The following is a 19,209-nucleotide window of genomic DNA, read 5'->3' as shown; positions in this document are numbered from 1 at the left end:
ATGGAATCGTTTTTGATATTTACAAGTAAAGGGCGTGCTGACGCTTATGGCAACTGTGTTATCCAACGAACGTCTGACGGCTTCTGTATTCCGGCTTGCAATCGAAGGCAGCTTTCATGGTGAACCCGGTCAATTTTATATGCTCCGCTCCTGGGATAAATTCCCTTTGCTGTCCAGACCGATAAGTATCCATGATCTTACTCCAGCAGCAATGACCTTTTTATTTCGCGTACACGGCGAAGGCACCCGTCTTTTATCCCGATTATCTTCTGGCGACAAGGTGAGTCTGCATGGCCCTTACGGAAACGGCTTTCCGGAGCCTGTCGGGAGCGTTGCCCTTGTAGGCGGCGGCATGGGCATTGCTCCCATATTATTTAGCGCCAGGAGGTTTCCGGTTTCAAAAGTTTTTCTTGGGTTTTCCGGCGAGCCGTTTGCCGTTGCTTCTTATCAAGCGCTTCATGGGGATGTTACCTTCCAAAGCGGTGGCACGATACTTGATGCGATCGACTTGAACAGCTTCGACAGGATCTATGCATGCGGCCCTCTCCCGATGATGGCGGAGCTCAGGCGCCGGACCACAGAAACAGCTGCCCAGCTTTACGTGTCCATTGAAAAAAGGATGGCCTGCGGCATCGGCATCTGCAATGGCTGTACGATTAATGTAGGAACCGGCAATCACAAGGCTTGCACGGTCGGACCCGTCTTTCGGGCCGAGGAGGTGGACTTCGATGAGCTGCTTGAGCTCTGAATTAGCCGGAGTAAAGCTCCGCAATCCTATTTTAATGGCATCCGGAACGTTTGGTTTCGCCACGCCTGTCGCGAAGCTGTATCCGCTCGATAAACTTGGCGGAGTTGTCACGAAAGGGCTGACGGCAACACCCAGAAGCGGCAACAAGGGAACACGGCTATACGAAACGCCTTCCGGGCTTATGAACAGCATCGGATTGGAAAATCCGGGAATCCCTCGTTTCCTGTCCTCCGAATTGGATGAAATGACAAGGCTGGATACGAACATCATCATCAATTTGGGCGGCAGCTCCATCCAGGAATATGAGAAAGGCGCAGCCATGATTGAAGAAGCCTGCAAACAGCGAAAGTCGGATGGGAAAAGAAGCGCGGATTTGCTGGAGCTAAACATCTCATGCCCGAATGTGAAAGAAGGCGGGATGTTATTCGGATTGACGGCAGGACAAGCCCGTGAAGTCGTTAGCGTCGTACGCCGGACGACAAGTTTGCCGCTGCTGGTCAAGCTTTCCCCGAACGCGCAGGATTTGGTGCGGATAGCGGAAATGTGCGAGACGGAAGGCGCCGACGGCGTTTCATTAGTCAACACGTTTCAAGCGATGGCGATCGATATCCATGCAAGGAAAAGCGTATTCCGGCATGGCTATGCCGGCTTGTCCGGTCCGGCCATCAAGCCGATCGCGCTGCGAATGGTGCATCAGGTAACGAAGGCCGTTACGATCCCGGTCGTAGGGATGGGCGGCATCAGTTCGGCCTCCGACATCTTGGAATTTATTATGGCTGGTGCCGCCGCTGTTCAAATTGGCACTTATAATTTCATGAACATTATGGCCGGCGCTTCTTTGGCGGATGAGCTGCAAACGCTGATGAAACAGGAAGGTATCACCTCTTTGCAAGAGATCCGGGGAATCGTGTAAAAGTTTGTGATTTTAATCACGTACAGATCGAACAGCTTTCGCTAGTATTAAACTCAACGAAGGATATATGTCCAAACAAGCGACATCCGGTCGCTTGACTAACCCACAAGGGGAGATCGACATGAAACAGATTATCGTACTCGGCGGCGGCTACGGCGGTGTATTAACTGCCAAAAAGCTTGCCAATCAACTACGCAAGCATAAGGACGTTCAGATTACGCTTATCGACAGAAAACCTTACCACACCCTGTTGACGGAGCTTCATGAGGTTGCGGCAAACCGCGTGGAAGAAGATTCGATTAAGATAGACCTGAAAAAAATTTTTTCGGGTTTCCGCAATGTCAAAGTCGTTCTCGATGAAATTAATGGCATTAACTTCGATAACCAAACGTTGCAAGGGGAACGGGCTTACGCCTACGATTACCTCGTCATCGGCACAGGCAGCAAACCTACCTTCTTCGGAATCGCCGGCGCCGATCGGCATGCCCTTACGCTCTGGTCCTATGAAGATGCGGTTCGTTTGAAGGAGCATACTCAGCAAATGTTCCGCAAGGCGGCCAAAGAACGGAATCCGGAAGCGCGCAAGGAAATGCTCACTTTTGTTGTCGTCGGCGGAGGTTTCACCGGCGTTGAAATGATCGGCGAGTTGGCCGAATTTACGGTTGAGCTGTGCAAAGAGTTTTATATCGATCCGGCGGACGTGACTTTGCACGTCGTCGATATGGTCAATAAAATTCTTCCGATCCTTCCCGAGCAGCTCATTCGCAAAGCCGAGAAGCGGCTTCGCAAAATGGGCGTCAATATTATCACGGGCTCCAAAATTACGGAAGTGACCGAACATGGCGTTCGCGTAGGCGAGCAGGAGCTACAATCCCGCACCGTCATTTGGACCGCCGGCGTCGAGGGCTCCGATCTCGCCGGCAATCTCGATGTCGAGCAAAAGGGCCGCAAACGGATTTTAACGAATGAAAAGCTGCAAGTACCGACGCATAACAATGTTTACGTCGTCGGCGACAACATTTTTTATATCCCTGAAGGCGCCGCGGCGCCCGTTCCGCAAATGGTGGAAAATGCGGAGCTGGCCGCCCCGATTATCGCGCATAACATCGTTGCCGACATTAAACATAAACCGATGAAGGCATACAAGCCGACTTTCCACGGCACGATGGTTTGTATCGGCAGCCGTTACGGCGTCGCCAATGTCGGCCTGCCGGGCAAAATGTTCCGCTTAAGCGGTCTTCCCGCCATGGCTGTCAAACACTTGATCAACATGGTTTATCTGTTCCAGGTGTGCGGCTTCAACAAAGTGTATCATTACGTTCTTCATGAATTTATCCATGTACGGAATAATCGAAGCTTTGTTGGCGGACATTTCGCCAAACGCTCGCCGAATTTCTGGCTCTTCCCGCTTCGCGTTTTCACGGGCGTTATGTGGTTCCTGCAAGGCGGGGACAAGATGCTTAAAATGATGGACGACCCGAATCATATCTTCCTGTTGCCTTCCAAGTGGGCGGACGGAACATCGGGCGCAAGCGTCGTAGCCGATGAAGCCGCGGGCTCCGCGCAAGCGGCGGTTACCGCCCTTCCGGTCCCCGATTTTATGAAATCGATGGTGGATTGGTCGATGGATCTCATGTTTTATAATGCGGACGGCGGGTTCACCTGGCTTGCTTATGTATTCCAGGCCTCGATGGTAGGCGCGGAAATCATTGTCGGGCTGCTTCTTATTGCCGGATTGTTTAGCGCACCGGCCGCGGTCGTATCGGTCGCAATGGGTATTATGGTTTGGGTATCGGGTACGGCTCCGACGGAAATGTTATGGTATCTGGCCGCAGGCATTGCTTTGATCGGCGGCTCGGGCAGCACGCTCGGTCTGGATTATTATGTGCTTCCGCGCTTGAAGTCGCTGTGGAAGAAACTCCCGATCGTGAGACGCTGGTATATCTATACAGACTAAGGCATCTCGGAGAGTAATGTGTCTGGAGACATATTACTCTCTCTTTATCTGAGACTACTTGAAACGGGAGAGGGTACTATGGCAACAGATATGAAGCTTCTGTACGACACGATCAGCATGCTTCGGCATCATATCGAATCCGATACGGCAATTACTATCGATGCGGAAGATGCCGACGAATGGATGAAGGATATGATCAAGCTTCTTCATATGTACAATATAACGGCTTCCCGCAAGATGACTCTTCTTGGCTGTTATGTTCTGTTGCGGCTTGCCGTCCGAAAACATCGGGAGCTTGCCCTGCATGATAATGCCGCGCTCACTCGCAGCATATTGGAAGGCGATTACTTATTCGGCCTTTATTATCGTTTCGGCATACAACGCAAGGAGTGGAAATTGCTTTATCATTTAGCCCCTTTTTATAAAAAAATGCAAATTTCGCTTCACGAGGATAAACCGTTGCAGCCGATGCTGACAGAGCTTAGGGAAGAGCTCCACACCTATTTGGAGAAGCACTGCGCTTAAAGGTTGTTCAAAAAGTACGCTTCCCATCACGAAGTTTGCCACGAAGCTAATTCGACATCGAATATGGAACGCAAGCGAAACTTCCGGTGCTCACGTAGCTTCCACTACGCTCCGCTCCTCAGTTTCTACTTTCATTCCATCTACTCGGTGCTGAAAACCGAACTTTTTGAACATGCAATTAAAGGGGTTGTGCTATTAAAAGGGGACGATAGGTATGAAACTGGATGAGGCGCTTCATATTGATTTGGGAGAAATCGATCATACGCTGCGGACGATCGTCGAAAGCGATCCTTCGTTATCCCCTGATTCCGACATACGCAAACACGTGCTGAGGCTCATAGCCGCCGGCGGCAAACGATTGCGGCCCATGATGGTTATCGTTGGAAGCCGCTTCGGAAAGCCAGGCTCCCATTACAAAAATTCCGTTCTGCGGGCTGCCGCATTGCTTGAATATGTGCACACCGCGTCGCTTATCCATGACGATATTATCGATCAATCGGAGTTGCGGCGCGGCGTACCGACGCTCCATGCCGCAACAGACGTCCGCTCCGCCGTCTTTACCGCTAATTATATGATGGCACGCGCAATCGAATGGGCTTCGGCAGATGCAAGCGAAGAAGATCAATCCGAGATGGCTGCGACCCGTATCCCCGCTCTTGCTTCCATTGTAACCGAGCTTTGTCTTGGAGAGTATGGACAGCTCCTCGACCGATTTAACTTCAAGCTGTCCATCGAAGCATATATGGACAAGACCAGACGCAAGACCGCGCTGCTGATGGCCCACTGCTTGCGCGCGGGCGCCGAAGCCGCGTACGCCAATCCTTATATAGGGGATAAGCTGTTTGCCTTTGGCGAAGCTTTAGGCATGGCTTTTCAAATTCGCGACGATGTGCTCGATTTAGCCGAATCTAACCTGGCCCTAGGCAAACCGACAGGGGCGGATTTGCGAAATGGCATTATCACTCTCCCGGTGCTGTACGCGATGGAGGATCCGGACCTTGCCAGGAAGCTGCTCCTCTTATCGCAACAATCTTCGGAGAGCGACATGGATGAGGTTATCCGGCTCATTAAAGAAAGCGGAGCGGTCGATCGCGCTTCGTCAATCGCCGATACCTTTACGCTTCAAGCCCGCGAACTGGCTGTATGCCTGCGCGACTATCCCGCCAGCCAGGACTTGCTCCGCTTGACCGATTATTTCACCGGTTAACAAATTTACCCGGACGGGCGGCCGAAAGTTTATGTCCGCGAGTATACCTCTCCTGCTGACCTATGATTGACGGTAGAGGCGCTATTTTGTCGGCTTTCGGCATTTTCAATGCCGAGGTGCTTACTCGCTCCGGTTAACACCACCCTTCGAGCGGGGGAGCGAACCAACTTTTATAGCGGAGAAATGAAAACCGAACACAATGCGTAGCTAGTGGGGGTACGGAGGCATTTGTGTATGAAAAAGCGACTACAATCGGGCGCAGAAAGACGTGGGCGAGCAATTGTGTATGAAAAACCGAGTACAATGGGGCGACGACAGGCAGGGACGGGCGGATGTGTATGAAAAACCGAGCACAATGGGGCGACGACAGGCAGGGACGGGCGGATGTGTATGAAAAACCGAGCACAATGCGACGCTGGACGGGGTACGGAGGCAATAATGTTTAACAAAATCCCCGCAAAAAAGGGATCGCCCTCAAACCGGCGATCTCTTTCCGCATGAATTCGTTTATTAGACCATTAACGCCGCAACGATCATCGTTACTCCGACTATTTGATAAATCATAACCGTTGCTGCGTTGGCTTTTATAAACCTCGATAAGTTGTTCAGATTTGCCGCTGCCGTCCTTACGGATCCAATGGCAAGCGGGAGCGAAGCGAAGCCAAGCAACCAATACGGATTGCGTTGTACGATCACAAGGACAATCAGACTTGCATAAGCGCTTGCGTACAAGATCGCATACAGTTTAATGCCGGCTTCTTTGCCGATCCGTACGAGCCAATTGCGTTTCTCCCCTTTCATATCCGCCTCGTAATCCGGGTACTGATTAATCCACAGCACATTGGTAATCAGAAATGCCAGAGGAACACCCGTGAGCATGACCTGCCAGTCCAGACTGCCCGTAAGCATGACATACATGCCGCCAACGATTAGCGGGCCAAAGGTTAGGCCAACGGCAATCTCGCCTAATCCGTTGTAGTTTAGCTTAAACGGCGGCAAGCTGTAAAATACAGCCAATATCCCGCCTGCCATACCGATCCAGAAGACGGTCGGTTCCCGAAAGACAGCGATGGATACTCCGATCCAAAACGCCGCTGCCAGTGTCAGAAAAGCAATGATCGCCGTTTCGATAATCGACAGCTTGCCATCAACAATCGTCTTTTTGCCGCCGCTAAACGGATTGCGGTTGTCGGGCGTAACATACTGGTCTACTCCCGTTAAAAAATCCACAAATTCATTCACGGCGTTTTTGCCGATTTCGATCAGATAGATCCCGATCAGCGCAAGGCCGAACCACCCTAAGTGAACCGATCCGGTATGAGCGTAAGCCAGGGCGCCGCCCACAAGCATCGGCACGGTCGATGCAATCCAGATTTTCGGGTCGGCCAGCTGCCAGAAGCCGCTCCATATTCTTTTGAGTTCAGCAGACATATGCCTCTCCCCCATTTAATTCATTGATAAAACCACTACGGATGCCAGAGGTACAAGGAACAACAGCAGGAACACGGTGTCTCGAGCCTTCCAGCTCAAGGTATGAATAGCCGATCTCGGGGCGCCTAAGCGATAGCCGCGCGCTTCCATGGAGTCGGCCAGATCGATCGCCCGGCGGAAGGCTCCCGCCATGACAGGCACCATCAAGGAGAGAATCAGTCTCGCCCGCTGCTTGAGCGGCTTGCCCGTCAAGTCCAGCCCTCTGGATAGCTGGGCCTTCCAGATACGCTCCGCTTCTTCGAATATCGTCGGAATAAATCGAAGAGCAATGCCGACCATAAGCGCCGCCTTCTCCGGATGAAACCCGACCGCCCGCAACGGCTTCATCATGCTGCCAAGCCCCTGCGTCAACCGATCAGGTTCTGTGGTAAACGAGATCATTGCGGCCAATGCGACAAAAATCACCATTCTCGCTGCGGATATCAATCCTTTTTCCAGCCCCCCTGCGTAGATGGCAAATGGGCCTACATCAATAAACCGCGCACCTCCCCGCTCGAAGGCCAGATGGAAAATAACTATAAATAAAATAATAAAGAGAAGGGGCTTTACCGCCCGGGCAAAATACGATAGAGGAATATTCGTACTCTTTATCATGAAGAGCGAAAAGGTTAACATAACGAGGACAGCCGCATAAGAGTCCGTTAAAAATATGGCGCACATAAAAAGCAGCATGGCGGTCATCTTGGATCGGGGATCCAGCCGATGTATCCACGAATCTCTATCGATGTATCGCCCGAACACCATTCTTGTACGCATATAGATCCCCTCCACTCATGGCTGCGTTATTTAGCAGCAGTCCCTTGATCCAGGCAGCCGCCTTCTCCGGATTGAGGTATTCCTCCGGGAGCGGCGCGTGAAATTGCTCGGATAAAGCCAGCATCAGCCGAATGGATGGGGGCAATACTATGCCCGCTTCTGCGAGCAGCTCCGGCTGTCTCAACAATAAGCCCGAATCTCCTTGAACAACCGCCTTGCCATGATGAATGACAACGTATTGATCGGCGTACGGCAACACCTCTTCCAGACGGTGCGTCACGATTATGATCGTTTTGCCTTGCAGCCGAGAGAGGTTATGCAGCAGCTCCAGCAGTTCCTTCCGACTTTCCTGGTCCAGCCCGGAGGTTGGCTCATCCAGCACAATGATATCCGGATCAGCCGCCAGCACGGCAGCGATTGCCGCCTTTCGCATCTGCCCCCCGCTTAGCTCAAAAGGACTTCGCTGCAATAACGAGTCGTCCAGGCCAAGCAACGCTGCAGCCTTTCGCGCCAACCCGGCAGCCTCCTGCTTCGAGTAACCGAAGTTGAGCGGCCCAAATTGAAGATCGTCTTGTACCGTAGCTTCAAATAGCTGCTGCTCCGGGAATTGAAAGACAAGCCCCACTCTCTTACGTAATCCGGCTAATGTCCTGGCCCGCAATTTGCGCTCCGAACGTCCGTTCTTCCCGGTATTTGGCCCCAGATGAAAGTCCAAAATCGCAAGCGATCCTTCAGCAGGCTGCAATAGTCCGTTTAAATGCTGCAGCATGGTTGATTTGCCCGAGCCGGAAGCGCCGACAATGGCCGTAAACGACTTTTCCTTCAACGTAACCGTAAGATCGCTTAGTCCTAACCGCGAGAACAACTTGCCATCCTCGTATTTGTAAGTGACGTTTTCGAAATGAATGCCCATAGTTCCTTCTGCACCTCCTCCTCGGTAAAGCGCTCGCCGATCCCGATCCCCTGGCGCTGCAGCTCTCTGCACAACTGCAGCATGTAGGGCGTTTGCAGCCTGCATTTGCTACGCCATTCGTCGCGGATCAGAAGTTCCTCCGGGCTTCCGTCGCCGATCACGCTGCCGTCCGCGAGCATAATGATACGCTCCGCTTCCAGCAGTTCGTCCGTGTCGTGAGTGACCGTGATCAACGTATATCGGTTTACCGCATGCAGCTGTTTCATAATGCCCAGCACTTCGCGCCTCGAGCCCTCGTCAAGCATCGACGTAGCCTCGTCGAACAGGATAATGCGCGGCTCCATCGCAAGCACGGAGGCAATGGCGACGCGCTGCTTCTGACCGCCCGACAGGGAGGAGGGATGACGCCCAAGAAGGTCAGTTATGCTCAGCAGCTCCGCGTATTGATGGATGCGGCTGCGGATCGCTTCCGGCTCCAAACATCGATTGGCCATCCCGAACGCGATATCCTCCGCTACCGTCTGCCCCACAAATTGATTATCGGGGCTCGCGAATACGAAGCCGATGCCCTTCCTGATTTCCCAGACAGTATCCTCCGCAAGGGTTAAACCATTGATCGTGACGGAGCCTTCATCGGCAAGCAACAGACCGCTTATCAGCCTCAGCAGAGTCGACTTGCCGGAGCCGTTCATCCCGGTAATGCCAAGCCATTGTCCTGCCGGAATTTCGAGCGAAATGTCGGATAATACGGGCGCGCCCGAGGAAGGAAGACCGATCGTTACACGGGACAGAAGGACGGCTAACGGTTCCACATTCTTAAGGTCACTCATCTTCCCCCCCCTTTCCTTTGCGGTAGCGGCATGCGGAACCACTGGATGCGCTGCATGGAGGCGATCAGCTTTCCCGATACCAATCCGACAAATAGGCCGGTAATGATGCCCGACACCAATAGGAATGGCAAATAATAATAAATTTTGGTCGTGTTCAGTACGATGGCCGCCGCCGAAAGCTGCCCCAGATTATGGGCGATGCCGCCCATGACGCTAACCCCGAGCAGGCTAAAGCTGTTGCGCCCGAGTCTCAGCATCAGGTACATGATCAGGAAGCTACCAAGCGCCCCGAGTATGCTGAATAGAAAGGTCGAGAAGCTGCCCAATATAAACGAAGTGAGAAGCGTCTTTAACAGAATAAGCGACAGCGCGTCTTTGACCGTAAATACGTACAGGCAGGTTAACACCATAATATTTCCAAGGCCGAGCTTCGCTCCCGGCACCGCAACGGCAAAAGGAATGAGCGATTCCACAATACCGAGTACAACCGCAACGGAAGCGAAAATGGATATGACCACTGTTCTGCGAAGCTCATCCCGTTCAGAATACAACCGCATCGACATCATCTCCGTTTCCGTCCGCACCGATTATTTCAACGAATATTCGGTTCGGCAAACAAACAATGGTGCCTCCTTTACGATGAACATGCCCAAAACCTAAGCATAATTGGTCGGGACAATCTGCTTCGATCATTTCAATTCCGTAATCGGATATCCGAAGCAGGTTGTAGCCGCGGTTTGTTTCGATTTCAATCTCATGGGCAGACTCCGTTAATTCTACCGTGCGGTAATGCTCGCCATTTACCGTAATAACAGCCGAAGCCGACGCGCCGGAAGTTTCTTCGTTCGCAAGGAACGGTACGATGAACCATGCCAATACGCCGAGCAGCACCACTCCAATCCAAATATCTCCTTTTTTCATCATCCGTCGCTCCGTTCCTTTGTTCATACTTTCATTATGATTTTTTCCTTATACGGGAACTATGATATTTCTCACTTTCTCGTCACGGACGATCTGGTACGGTTAGAACAAATAACGAATGAGAAGAGGCCGCATATGAAATCTATACAACGAAAAGTTTCGATAGCCGTTCTGCCCGCTCTTATTATGCTGCTGTTCGCAACGGGCTGCGGCAGCGACTCGGGCGACAAACCGAATGCAAAGAGTGCGGAACCGCAATCTCATACTTATTATATTTTTGACACGGTCGTTACTCTGCGCGTGTATGATGATCGGATGACAAAGCAACACTTTGAGGAAGTCAACGAAATATTAGAACGTATTGATCGGGAGATGAATCGTCAACGAGAAGACAGCGAGCTTGCGGAAGTGAATGCAGCAGCGGGAAAATCGGCTGTAACGGTCTCGGAAGAAACGATGAAGGTCATTCAAGCGGCAATGGTATATGCGCATTTGTCAGAGGGCAAATTTAATCCGGCAATCGGCCCGATTGTCGATTTATGGGGGATCGGCAACGAAGGGGCCTCTGTCCCCGAGCAGAAGTTGCTTAACGAGAAGCTTGCGCTTATAGATTATAAAGATGTCGTTATAGATGAAGCCAATCGGACTGTTCGCTTGAACAGAGCCGGAATGGCATTGGATTTGGGCGGCATCGCAAAGGGATACGCCGCTGATGCGATTGCCGATTATTTAAAGAGCGAGGGCTTTAACAGCGCGATTATTGATCTCGGCGGCAATATTATGGCCTTGGGCAACAAACCGAACGGGAGCCAGTGGAATATCGGCATACAAGAGCCTGACGAGCAGCGCGGTCAACAGGTAGGCTCGATCAAAGTCAGCAACCAGACCGTTGTAACTTCCGGCGTCTATGAACGATTTTTCAAAAAAGACGGCCGGCTTTATCATCATATTCTGGATACAAGCACCGGCTTTCCCGTTCAAAATGGCCTGCTCAGCGTAACGCTTGTGACGAATTTGTCCATCGATGCGGATGCCCTGTCCACGACGGCCTTCGCGATGGGGGCCGAGGAGGGCAAAACATTTATCGAATCTCTCGAAGATGCCGAAGCCATCTTTATTACGGAGAACAAGGATATCATCGTAACCTCCGGGCTCGCAGGGCGGTTCAAATTAACAAACAAGGATTACCGGCTGGTCGAATGACTTTCGGATTATGCAGGCGCCATAGGTCAAATTATCCTTTACTTCTTTTGCCGAATTTGATTTGCACCCGTTTGCGAAGTTCAAAAATCGTGAGCGCGCCAATAAACCAGCTAACCAGACCCAATAGCAGGCTTAACCACCATGAGCCCGTAAGCCGCAAGGCATACAGCACGGTGACCACGCATATGGCACAACCCGTCATGCCGAATACAGAGCCTTTTGCAATTTCCGATGCCTTCCCGGAACCCTGGCTAATTCCGACCATAAGTACCGCAACGACCATAACGGCGGGAAACGCGGCGAATATTCCTCCGAGCGTTTCCCACGGCAACAGAATTGACGCGACATAACTAAGCGCTACGGCAATTCCTCCGATCAGAAATCGGAGCAAAAAATCCTTTATGCTCATCTCGAATCCCCCTCTTATACAATAAATAGCATATATGAAATCGAAAACGACACAAGGAACCAACCCAGCACGGACAGCGTCAGTCCCCTCTTCCATCCTTTCCTTGCGACTAAAAAACCTGCTGCAAGCGCGCAGACGATATTGATCGCCATTCCAATCAGTGCTCCTTGCGACAAAACAATCGATTGCCGAATCAGATCGTAGCCGGAATGATCCCATCGAATTGTCAGCAGCGCCGCCAAAAAAACGACCGGAAATGCTGCAAAAATCCCTCCGAATACGCCCCCGACCCGCTTGGCGATCAACGAGGCTACTGCAACGGCGGTGCCGCCAAGAATAAACCTCAGCAAAATGCCGATTAAAGAAATGGAAAGCATGTGCATTCTCCTCCACTAGCTTTGTGATTATTTTCACGTATATAAATATCGAGAAATTAGCCTCATTATATTCTTTAAGCTTGCGTTAGACTGTTAGGTAAATCACATAACCCGGCATGCGTCTCCGGCGCAAAGTCTCAAGTACGCGTCGCAAATTGCGAGGCTGCCGCTTAACGGACATATGCGACGTTATTCTTCGATATTTTAGGTTTTCAAAAATCTAACAGACACACGCGACCTTATTTGCACCATCATCGCGCATATTGGCTCCAGAATGATTCGCGGCCGTGCAGCAGCTTGGAGGCGAAGCGCGTTTCATTCCGTAATTGATCCCATTAAATAGGCAGGAAAAGGGGCTGTTTAGGATGAATAAGAAATGATTGACGTTCGTTACGATACTTGGCTTCGGCACATGTTTTCGTATGGCTCCGCCGCAACCGCATTACTGGCTGCAATGGAGCGTCTATCGTGTTTGCACGCGCGCTTGTTCTGCCCTTGGACGGAGCGACGGCTCGGACCGGGTTTACGGATGCCGAAGAAATTCCGGCATGGGCCAGCCAGTCGGCTAACGCCTTGGCCGGAGCCGGCATCGTCCGTAGCAAAGGAGGCAATCGTTTCGCGCCGCTGGACAACGCAACCCGAGCCGAGGTATGCGTCTTGATCTTGAAAGCATTATCCTACAATTGAAAAGGGGATTCTAACATGCGAATAACCGAATGGAACGGCTACGACAGGATCGAATTTGAATTGGATGGCAAGGAAGGTCTTGTCGTGTTGCCTCATACGTTTGCGCAAGGCAGGCCTTGGGTGTGGCGGGCCGAGTTTTTCGGCGATTTCGACTATGCGGACATGGCTTTGCTGGAACAAGGATATGCCCGAGCTTACTACAGACAGAACGATATGTACGGTTGCCCGGACGCCGTGGAGGGGATGCGCAGGTTCCAGACCTTCGTTACTCGTGTGTTCGGCTTGTCGGAGAAAACGATTCTGTTCGGCTTCAGTCGCGGCGGGTTGTATGCCTTTAACTACGCGGCGACTTACCCGGATCAGGTCGAGCTGCTGTATCTGGACGCTCCCGTGCTCGACATTCGAAGCTGGCCTGGCGGCAAAGGCGTCGGGCCGGGCTCAGAGCGCGAGTGGCGAGAATGTCTGGCCGCATATGGGCTTTCGGAGGAAGAAAGCGTCTATGCCGAGGTCTCTCCGCTGAACAAGATCGATGCGGTTGCGGCGGCAGGCATTCCCATCCTGCTCGTGGCCGGCGATGCCGACGAGCTTGTGCCTTACGCCGAGAATGGCGCCTTGCTCGTTCCGCGATACCGCGGTCTGGGCGGAACCATCGTCGATATCGTAAAGGAAGGCGTCGGCCATCATCCGCACAGCCTGGAGGATCCGGCGCCGATCGTCGCGTTCGTACGGGAGCAAGCGAAACGGCATCACTCAAGCGAGTAATAAGCCCTCTCGTGTGGGATGTTGAAAGGGCAAGTTAACCAACTTCTGAGCCCGGCGCCGTTGTACACATCGCCTGTCTCGTCGAGAAAACAAAAGGAGACGGCCAAGCGCATCGACTCGCGCATAGCCGTCTCCCCTTATATTCGGTCACTACTGCATCTTTATTCTCTGTTGCGGCAATACTACCCGATTGCTCAAATACCGCTCCTTCGTCCCGCCCGGCGCAACCGGCAGCGCGACGGAGATGGTTTCGCCGCCCGCTTCCAACGATGCTCCTACGGAATCGGCTATTCGGTCGGCGGAAGCTCTCGGCAGTTCTTCGCCCTCTCCGAGCAAACTAAGCTGGAACATCCACGCCGCTTCCTTAACCTCATGAAAATCAAAATCCCGCTCTTCTCCGGCATACAGAACGTAATCCAGATACAACGCCCTATTATCCGCTTCCGGCACACCGTCGGCTTCCGGATGAGCGGAGTCCGCTCCTGTCCCCAGCGACAACTGAAGTCCGCCATAATCGCAACGTTCCTGCAGAAGCCGGACGGCTAGCGTATACTCGCCGAAACGGAGCTGTACCCGGCGGCCATCTTCGTCGACCAGCGGCTCGAGCCCCTCCCGCGCTCCGCCGACTTTAAAGCGAATGCGCAGATCGCTGCTCCGGAACCAGCCGTTAATGATGTCCAGATCGGAGTGCCACGCGCCGTTGTCGGTCAGCAAATTAAAGCCGAACAACGCATGCGGTCCCGTCTGCGCTCCCGCGAACATCGCCGAGCAGAAGTCCGCCCCGTCCTTCAGGAACTGCAGCTGCACGTAGGACGTGCGCTCGCCTTCAAGCAAGTAGGCAACCAGATTGCGCCGCTGGTTCCACATGACGCCCTTGCTGAAGGTGCCAAGCGACAGCTTGTCATTGCGGTACAACGTCGCGTACACCTGATATCCCGCTTGCTCCTCCGACAGCGTCGGCTCGGTCAGACTGCGCGTCGCAAGAGACTGGAACAGCGGCCGATGTTCCTTGGGACAGCGTATGTTTTCGCCGAATTCAAACGTCTCGTCCAGCAGCGCTTCCTTCAGGAAAGCCCGCTCATCCGGGCGTAGCCACGTGCTGTAAGTACGGCTGTGCGGTCCGCTCCACTCCCCGGTGCCCGCATGATAATGTTCTCCGGCCATCCTCCACGCCAGATTTATCAGCTCGTCGGCATACCCAACGGCTTCAGCGTTCGCGGAATAGGCGGTTATGCTGTGCAATTCCTTGATCGCAATCGGCGTATAACAAGGGCTGTTGTATTCCGAGAAGGTGCCGATGCCGAACGTGAAATCATAGAACCTCTTGATGCGGGAAAGGCCATAGTCGCGGAACTCGGCGTTCTCGAGCAGTTCGCCGCCGACCAGCGTAACGAATGCTCCCATAATCGCAATATTCGTGTAATGCGGCCCGACATTGCGCTTGATAATCGCTCTGCACGCATGCCCGATCGCATTTCGTACGGTCGCCGCCAGCTCCGGAGTCAGCTTCTCCTCATGTCTGATCAGCGTGACGATCAGCCGTTTGCCGTGAAAATCGGCCATATTCCAGTCCGGCCGATCCATCTCCGCTAGCGGCTCCTCGTAGAAGTACGGCCAGATGCCGTACGTCTCCGATTCCGGATTGCGGTCCTGCAGAGGCAAGACGGCTTCCAGGATGCGATTCGCCCGCGTGACGCCCTCCGGCTCGCCTGACTCCAGCAAATAATAGGCATATTCTTCGGAGACAAGCAGACCGTACACCTCCGGCGTCGTCTTGCGTTTCAGCGCCGTATGGTAGGTCGCGGTGAGCGGGGTGCGAAGCAACTGTACGGTCTCGTCGAAGGTTTGAGCCCTTTGGTCAATAAGCTCTTGAAGCCCCTCCCTATTCATCCCCGGTTTCTCCTTTTCGGATGGCCTCCGACAGCAGCATAAGCGTCAGCCCTTGTCCGTACAACGTCGGATGGATCGGAATGGCGTTGTATGCCTCGATCGATTCCATGACCGGCGTCCCGCTGGAGACGCCGCCTACCTCGCCCTGTTCATTGATATGAGTCAATATCGTACGCAGCGCCTTCCTCGCGGCCGCCGCATACTTCTCTTCGTCCGGCAGTAAGCCCGACTCGGCGGCAAGCCACAGACCGCAAGCGATCCCCGCGCTGCCCGATACTTCCCTGTAATAATCCGGCCGATCCAGCACGGTGCTCCACAGGCCGCCCGGTTGCTGGAAGCCGACCAATCCGTCCATCAGCCGCCAGTAACGCTCGCGCAGTTCCGCTTCGATCGGCACAAGCTGCTCGATCTCCTTCACAATCATGGGTACGCCGACCGCGATCCAGGCGTTGGCCCGCGTCCACCGCGCCGCGGACATATGATCCCCTGCCGTGCAATTCCAGCCATGGAACAACACGCCCGTCTCCTCGTCCTCCAACAGACGCAGATGCAGCAATACCTGCCGCTGTGCCTCTTCCGCATACGACTTGTCGCCAAGAAGCGTCGCCGTGCGCGCTAGGAACAAGACCGCCATAAAAACAGTGTCCGCCCATACCTGCTCGGGAAAATTCGCGTTTTCCGTCACGGTATGCTCGAATGCCTGTTCACGCGTACGCGGCGCCTTCTCCACGATCCATTTTGCCACGCGCGCCGCCTCTTCCTTCAGCCATTCCTCCCCTGTCCGCTTATACAGAGCCGGAAAAATCGCATACGGCGCCACGGCATTAATGACGGGTTCCGGCGCGGCCTGATCCCTGTTGCGTTTTACCCATTCCAACAGATACGAGCCAACTTCCGCCTCATCCGCCTTTTCCCCATATTCCAACAGCGCGATGACGCCGACGCCAGGTACCCAGTCCCACTTGTCGATGTCCATTCCCCAATTGCCGGAATGATCCTTTTTCATGTGCTCCCATACTTTTCCTGCTATCGCTTTCAAGTTCTCCATCATCTATTCACGCCTTTCGTATGCTGATGCCACTATCCTAACATTCGGGTGCAGGCATGCGCTTGGGGCGACATCCCGAAAAGGTGGGGAATCGTCCAAAAATGTAAAGAAAGACGGCAGCCCGGGCTGCCGTCTTCTCTTTTGGCGTACGTTTACGTTGGATTAGACCTTTGGGTAGTCAACGACGATGACATTGTCCAGCACACCGTCGAGCGATGCCACAAACTGCTGGTGGAGAGGATGAGGACCATAGGAACGAAGCGATGCGAGACTATCGAAGGTCACCCGCAATCCAAGCGTGTAACCGTGGACGTTCTCCGTCTCTTCCGTTACGTTGATGCCTGCGCTTATATCGAGTATTCCGGGAATCCGCCCCTGGAACCCAAGCAATTGATCCAACAATTCCTGTTGCTTGTCAGGGGTGAGGTTTGTGTTGAATTTGAAAACGACTAGATGCTCGTACATAGCTTTCTCCCACCTTATCCAATGATTAAAGCTAGTTTCATTGTACACGATTCCCTCTCGGCCATAAACGGAACGGATGAAGTGAATCGTCTATCGCAGTTCTTTGGTGGCGCAGCTCGGTACATTCCGGGAAATTCATTCTAACGGTCATAACGAGGCTGTCTATTCATTGTGCAAAGGTGAAATTGCGGGTAAGTATCCGGTAAGAAATGTACGGGAGCAACTGTAACGGAAATGAAAGGCGCTATTTCAGCAAAAAGCAGCACTTTGCAAATCTAATGGAACTGACAGCCTTTATGGTGGGCAAAAGTCCGCGGTTTGCCTGGATTTCTCACGAATAACGTCGCCGAGTTCCGTTAAATTTTAAAATCACGCCAAAAGATCCATATAAGGGCCCTTATTTCCGTTAACAGGTTGGCGATGATTGATTGCAGCTTCATTTCCAGTTTTGCACACAATGAATCGACGGCCCCATAACGACGCTTTAGCCGTGTTTTTTCGCTTTCCGCCGTTTTAACGGATAAAATTGACGCCCAGAGAATCAATGCCAGGTTCCTATTCTCGAATTTTTACGGTAAGTGTCGTGGATGTCCGAAACTCGCACGATCTGGCTACTTTCGCAGCCAGCGACTATTAGTTCCACCCTACCGGGCCGTCCCCCTGCTTCGCGAGTCGTTGGCCTGACGGCAGCGGCGCGGCGGGCTCGATATGCGGCAGCGTCTCGCCGGCCTCCGCCATGCGGCGGAGCAGTGCATCCCGCAGCCGGTCCGCCACGCCGCGGTGCGATTCTAACCCCGCCAGGTTGTTCAGCTCGTAGGGATCCGCGTATAAATCGTAGAGTTCCGTCTCCAGATAACGCCCCGCTCCCTCGTCGCGTTGCGGATGAGCCTGCGGGGCGGTGACTGCGTATTTCCAGCGATGCGTGCGGATGGCGCGCCCCACCTGGGATTCGCTGATCTGCACGAACACTTCGCGCGGCCAGTTCGCCGCCCCTCCCCCTCTCAGCAGAGGCATGACCGAGCGGCCTTGCATATGCGCAGGCACGCCGAGGCCGCACGCGTCCAGCAGCGTCGGCGGCAAGTCGACGAGGCTGACAAGCTCGGGGATGCGCCCGCCTCGGGAGAACGGACCGCCTCCGATTGCGGCCGGCACCCGGATCGAGCTGTCGTGGCAGGAGCGCTTGTATTCGTTGTTGCGCGTCTTGAAGTGCGAGCCGTGATCAGAGGTAAACACGATGATCGTCTCTTCCTCCAGCGACAGGCTGCGCAAGGCGTCCATAACGCGGCCAAGCGCCTCGTCGAGCCGCTTCACCATCCCGTAATAGCCGGGCAAGTGCTGCGGCGCCGTGCCGACAAGCGATGCGAGGTCGGGCGGCGTCCATGCCGAAATATATTTCCCGATCTCGGATTCCGGAGCCGGATAATCGTCCCTGTGATTTTGATGATGCGGCTCCAGGAAGGAGAGAAACAGGAAAAACGGATCGTTCTTATGCTTGTCGACATAGCGGATCGCCGCGTCTGCCAGAGCGTCTACCCGGTACCCCGGCAGCCTGACAGGTTGATTGCGTTCATCGTAAAGCAACGTCCGGTACGCATCGGACGTATGCTCCAAAGCATCGGCCGCAAGCCAGCTCTTGTAGCCGCCGCGCAGCTCTTCCGGTACGGGACGGTCGCGGGTAACGGCCAGATGCCACTTCCCGATATACCCCGTCTCATAACCCGCCTCGTTAAAGTAGTGCGCCAGAGTGGGCCATTCCGTGGACAGAGGTATTCCGTTCGTATAACAGCCGTTCGTCGTGGCGTATACCCCCGTCTGGAGACAAGCTCTCGCCGGCCCGCATACGGGTTGAGGAGTGAAGGCGTATTCCAGATGCGTACCCCGAGCCGCTAGCCGGTCGAAGTTGGGGGTCAGTCCGAGCGGATTGCCATGCACCCCCGTCGTGTCCCAGCGCTGCTGGTCGGTAAAAAAGACGATTACGTTGGGCCGTTTGCCAGAGTCAAACCGTTCGCCAAAGTCTTGCCATCCGACAGAGTCCGGCTGTCTTTCGGCAACGCCTCCTTCGCCTCTCCCGCCATTGCCGTTCGTTAATGACATAAAGCTTCCCTCC

Annotated in this window: 20 protein-coding genes; 8 read left to right on the top strand and 12 right to left on the bottom strand. The window is 53.6% G+C overall.

Annotation, left to right across the window (positions count from 1 at the left end; all coding sequences use genetic code 11):
- The first annotated feature begins 46 nt into the window (after positions 1 to 46).
- The 5 genes from KJW29_RS31715 to KJW29_RS31695 all read left to right on the top strand — a co-directional run bounded on the left by KJW29_RS31715 (position 47) and on the right by KJW29_RS31695 (position 5,350).
- A complete protein-coding gene (locus KJW29_RS31715; protein WP_214627585.1) occupies positions 47 to 748 on the top strand; it encodes an iron-sulfur cluster-binding protein in 702 nt (233 codons plus the stop codon).
- Positions 729 to 1,661: a dihydroorotate dehydrogenase gene (locus KJW29_RS31710; protein WP_214627584.1), complete on the top strand. Its 933-nt coding sequence runs from the start codon at positions 729 to 731 to the stop codon at positions 1,659 to 1,661. The genes KJW29_RS31715 and KJW29_RS31710 overlap by 20 nt, the downstream gene beginning before the upstream one ends.
- Before the next feature lie 121 nt (positions 1,662 to 1,782).
- Complete coding sequence (locus tag KJW29_RS31705) at positions 1,783 to 3,618, top strand: FAD-dependent oxidoreductase (protein WP_214627583.1); 1,836 nt, start codon at positions 1,783 to 1,785, stop codon at positions 3,616 to 3,618.
- A gap of 78 nt (positions 3,619 to 3,696) precedes the next feature.
- Positions 3,697 to 4,143: a hypothetical protein gene (locus tag KJW29_RS31700; protein ID WP_214627582.1), complete on the top strand. Its 447-nt coding sequence runs from the start codon at positions 3,697 to 3,699 to the stop codon at positions 4,141 to 4,143.
- A gap of 214 nt (positions 4,144 to 4,357) precedes the next feature.
- Positions 4,358 to 5,350 carry a polyprenyl synthetase family protein gene (locus tag KJW29_RS31695; RefSeq protein ID WP_214627581.1) on the top strand — a complete coding sequence of 331 codons (993 nt, stop codon included), beginning with the start codon at positions 4,358 to 4,360 and terminating at the stop codon, positions 5,348 to 5,350.
- 510 nt (positions 5,351 to 5,860) lie between these two features.
- Here KJW29_RS31695 and KJW29_RS31690 read toward each other — a convergent pair.
- The 6 genes from KJW29_RS31690 to KJW29_RS31665 are packed head-to-tail and all read right to left on the bottom strand — an operon-like array spanning position 5,861 to position 10,264.
- A complete protein-coding gene (locus KJW29_RS31690) occupies positions 5,861 to 6,781 on the bottom strand; it encodes a prenyltransferase (protein WP_214627580.1) in 921 nt (306 codons plus the stop codon).
- A 15-nt stretch (positions 6,782 to 6,796) separates the two neighbouring features.
- Positions 6,797 to 7,597 carry an energy-coupling factor transporter transmembrane component T family protein gene (locus KJW29_RS31685; protein WP_214627579.1) on the bottom strand — a complete coding sequence of 267 codons (801 nt, stop codon included), beginning with the start codon at positions 7,595 to 7,597 and terminating at the stop codon, positions 6,797 to 6,799.
- On the bottom strand, positions 7,560 to 8,510 hold the full coding sequence (locus tag KJW29_RS31680; RefSeq protein WP_214627578.1) for an ATP-binding cassette domain-containing protein: 951 nt from the start codon (positions 8,508 to 8,510) through the stop codon (positions 7,560 to 7,562). The genes KJW29_RS31685 and KJW29_RS31680 overlap by 38 nt, the downstream gene beginning before the upstream one ends.
- Complete coding sequence (locus KJW29_RS31675) at positions 8,447 to 9,340, bottom strand: ATP-binding cassette domain-containing protein (protein ID WP_214627577.1); 894 nt, start codon at positions 9,338 to 9,340, stop codon at positions 8,447 to 8,449. The genes KJW29_RS31680 and KJW29_RS31675 overlap by 64 nt, the downstream gene beginning before the upstream one ends.
- Positions 9,337 to 9,897, bottom strand: coding sequence for a Gx transporter family protein (locus KJW29_RS31670; RefSeq protein ID WP_214627576.1), 561 nt, complete (start codon positions 9,895 to 9,897; stop codon positions 9,337 to 9,339). Before KJW29_RS31670 ends, KJW29_RS31675 begins: the two co-directional genes overlap by 4 nt.
- Positions 9,881 to 10,264: a NusG domain II-containing protein gene (locus KJW29_RS31665; RefSeq protein WP_246608463.1), complete on the bottom strand. Its 384-nt coding sequence runs from the start codon at positions 10,262 to 10,264 to the stop codon at positions 9,881 to 9,883. Before KJW29_RS31665 ends, KJW29_RS31670 begins: the two co-directional genes overlap by 17 nt.
- Before the next feature lie 132 nt (positions 10,265 to 10,396).
- On the opposite strand from KJW29_RS31665, the gene KJW29_RS31660 reads away from it, so the two are divergent.
- Positions 10,397 to 11,464 carry an FAD:protein FMN transferase gene (locus tag KJW29_RS31660; protein WP_214627575.1) on the top strand — a complete coding sequence of 356 codons (1,068 nt, stop codon included), beginning with the start codon at positions 10,397 to 10,399 and terminating at the stop codon, positions 11,462 to 11,464.
- A gap of 31 nt (positions 11,465 to 11,495) precedes the next feature.
- Here KJW29_RS31660 and KJW29_RS31655 read toward each other — a convergent pair whose 3' ends face one another.
- Both KJW29_RS31655 and KJW29_RS31650 read right to left on the bottom strand, forming a co-directional pair.
- Positions 11,496 to 11,873, bottom strand: a complete 378-nt coding sequence (locus KJW29_RS31655; RefSeq protein ID WP_214627574.1) for a DUF3147 family protein — start codon at positions 11,871 to 11,873, stop codon at positions 11,496 to 11,498.
- Positions 11,874 to 11,887: 14 nt separating this feature from the next.
- A complete protein-coding gene (locus tag KJW29_RS31650) occupies positions 11,888 to 12,250 on the bottom strand; it encodes a DUF3147 family protein (protein WP_214627573.1) in 363 nt (120 codons plus the stop codon).
- 468 nt (positions 12,251 to 12,718) lie between these two features.
- On the opposite strand from KJW29_RS31650, the gene KJW29_RS31645 reads away from it, so the two are divergent.
- Together KJW29_RS31645 and KJW29_RS31640 are read left to right on the top strand one after the other, a co-directional pair.
- The gene (locus KJW29_RS31645; RefSeq protein ID WP_187103591.1) at positions 12,719 to 12,937 is read left to right on the top strand and encodes an S-layer homology domain-containing protein; all 219 of its coding nucleotides are present in this window, start codon (positions 12,719 to 12,721) and stop codon (positions 12,935 to 12,937) included.
- Positions 12,938 to 12,952: 15 nt separating this feature from the next.
- On the top strand, positions 12,953 to 13,699 hold the full coding sequence (locus tag KJW29_RS31640) for an alpha/beta hydrolase family protein (RefSeq protein ID WP_214627572.1): 747 nt from the start codon (positions 12,953 to 12,955) through the stop codon (positions 13,697 to 13,699).
- Positions 13,700 to 13,849: 150 nt separating this feature from the next.
- On the opposite strand, the gene KJW29_RS31635 is transcribed toward KJW29_RS31640, so the two are convergent.
- The 4 genes from KJW29_RS31635 to KJW29_RS31620 all read right to left on the bottom strand — a co-directional run bounded on the left by KJW29_RS31635 (position 13,850) and on the right by KJW29_RS31620 (position 19,196).
- Positions 13,850 to 15,589: a DUF8769 domain-containing protein gene (locus tag KJW29_RS31635; RefSeq protein ID WP_214627571.1), complete on the bottom strand. Its 1,740-nt coding sequence runs from the start codon at positions 15,587 to 15,589 to the stop codon at positions 13,850 to 13,852.
- On the bottom strand, positions 15,582 to 16,640 hold the full coding sequence (locus KJW29_RS31630; RefSeq protein WP_246608462.1) for a glycoside hydrolase family 88/105 protein: 1,059 nt from the start codon (positions 16,638 to 16,640) through the stop codon (positions 15,582 to 15,584). The genes KJW29_RS31635 and KJW29_RS31630 overlap by 8 nt, the downstream gene beginning before the upstream one ends.
- Positions 16,641 to 16,799: 159 nt before the next feature.
- Positions 16,800 to 17,102: a Dabb family protein gene (locus tag KJW29_RS31625; RefSeq protein WP_214627570.1), complete on the bottom strand. Its 303-nt coding sequence runs from the start codon at positions 17,100 to 17,102 to the stop codon at positions 16,800 to 16,802.
- A 633-nt stretch (positions 17,103 to 17,735) separates the two neighbouring features.
- Complete coding sequence (locus tag KJW29_RS31620) at positions 17,736 to 19,196, bottom strand: sulfatase family protein (protein ID WP_214627569.1); 1,461 nt, start codon at positions 19,194 to 19,196, stop codon at positions 17,736 to 17,738.
- Positions 19,197 to 19,209 lie beyond the last annotated feature (13 nt).

Origin of the sequence: Paenibacillus agaridevorans, assembly GCF_018604145.1 — a bacterium.
GTDB classification, from domain to species: Bacteria; Bacillota; Bacilli; order Paenibacillales; family Paenibacillaceae; genus Pristimantibacillus; species Pristimantibacillus agaridevorans.
The sequence above is the reverse complement of the archived record's forward strand: the minus strand, read 5'-3'. Positions and strand labels throughout refer to the sequence as shown.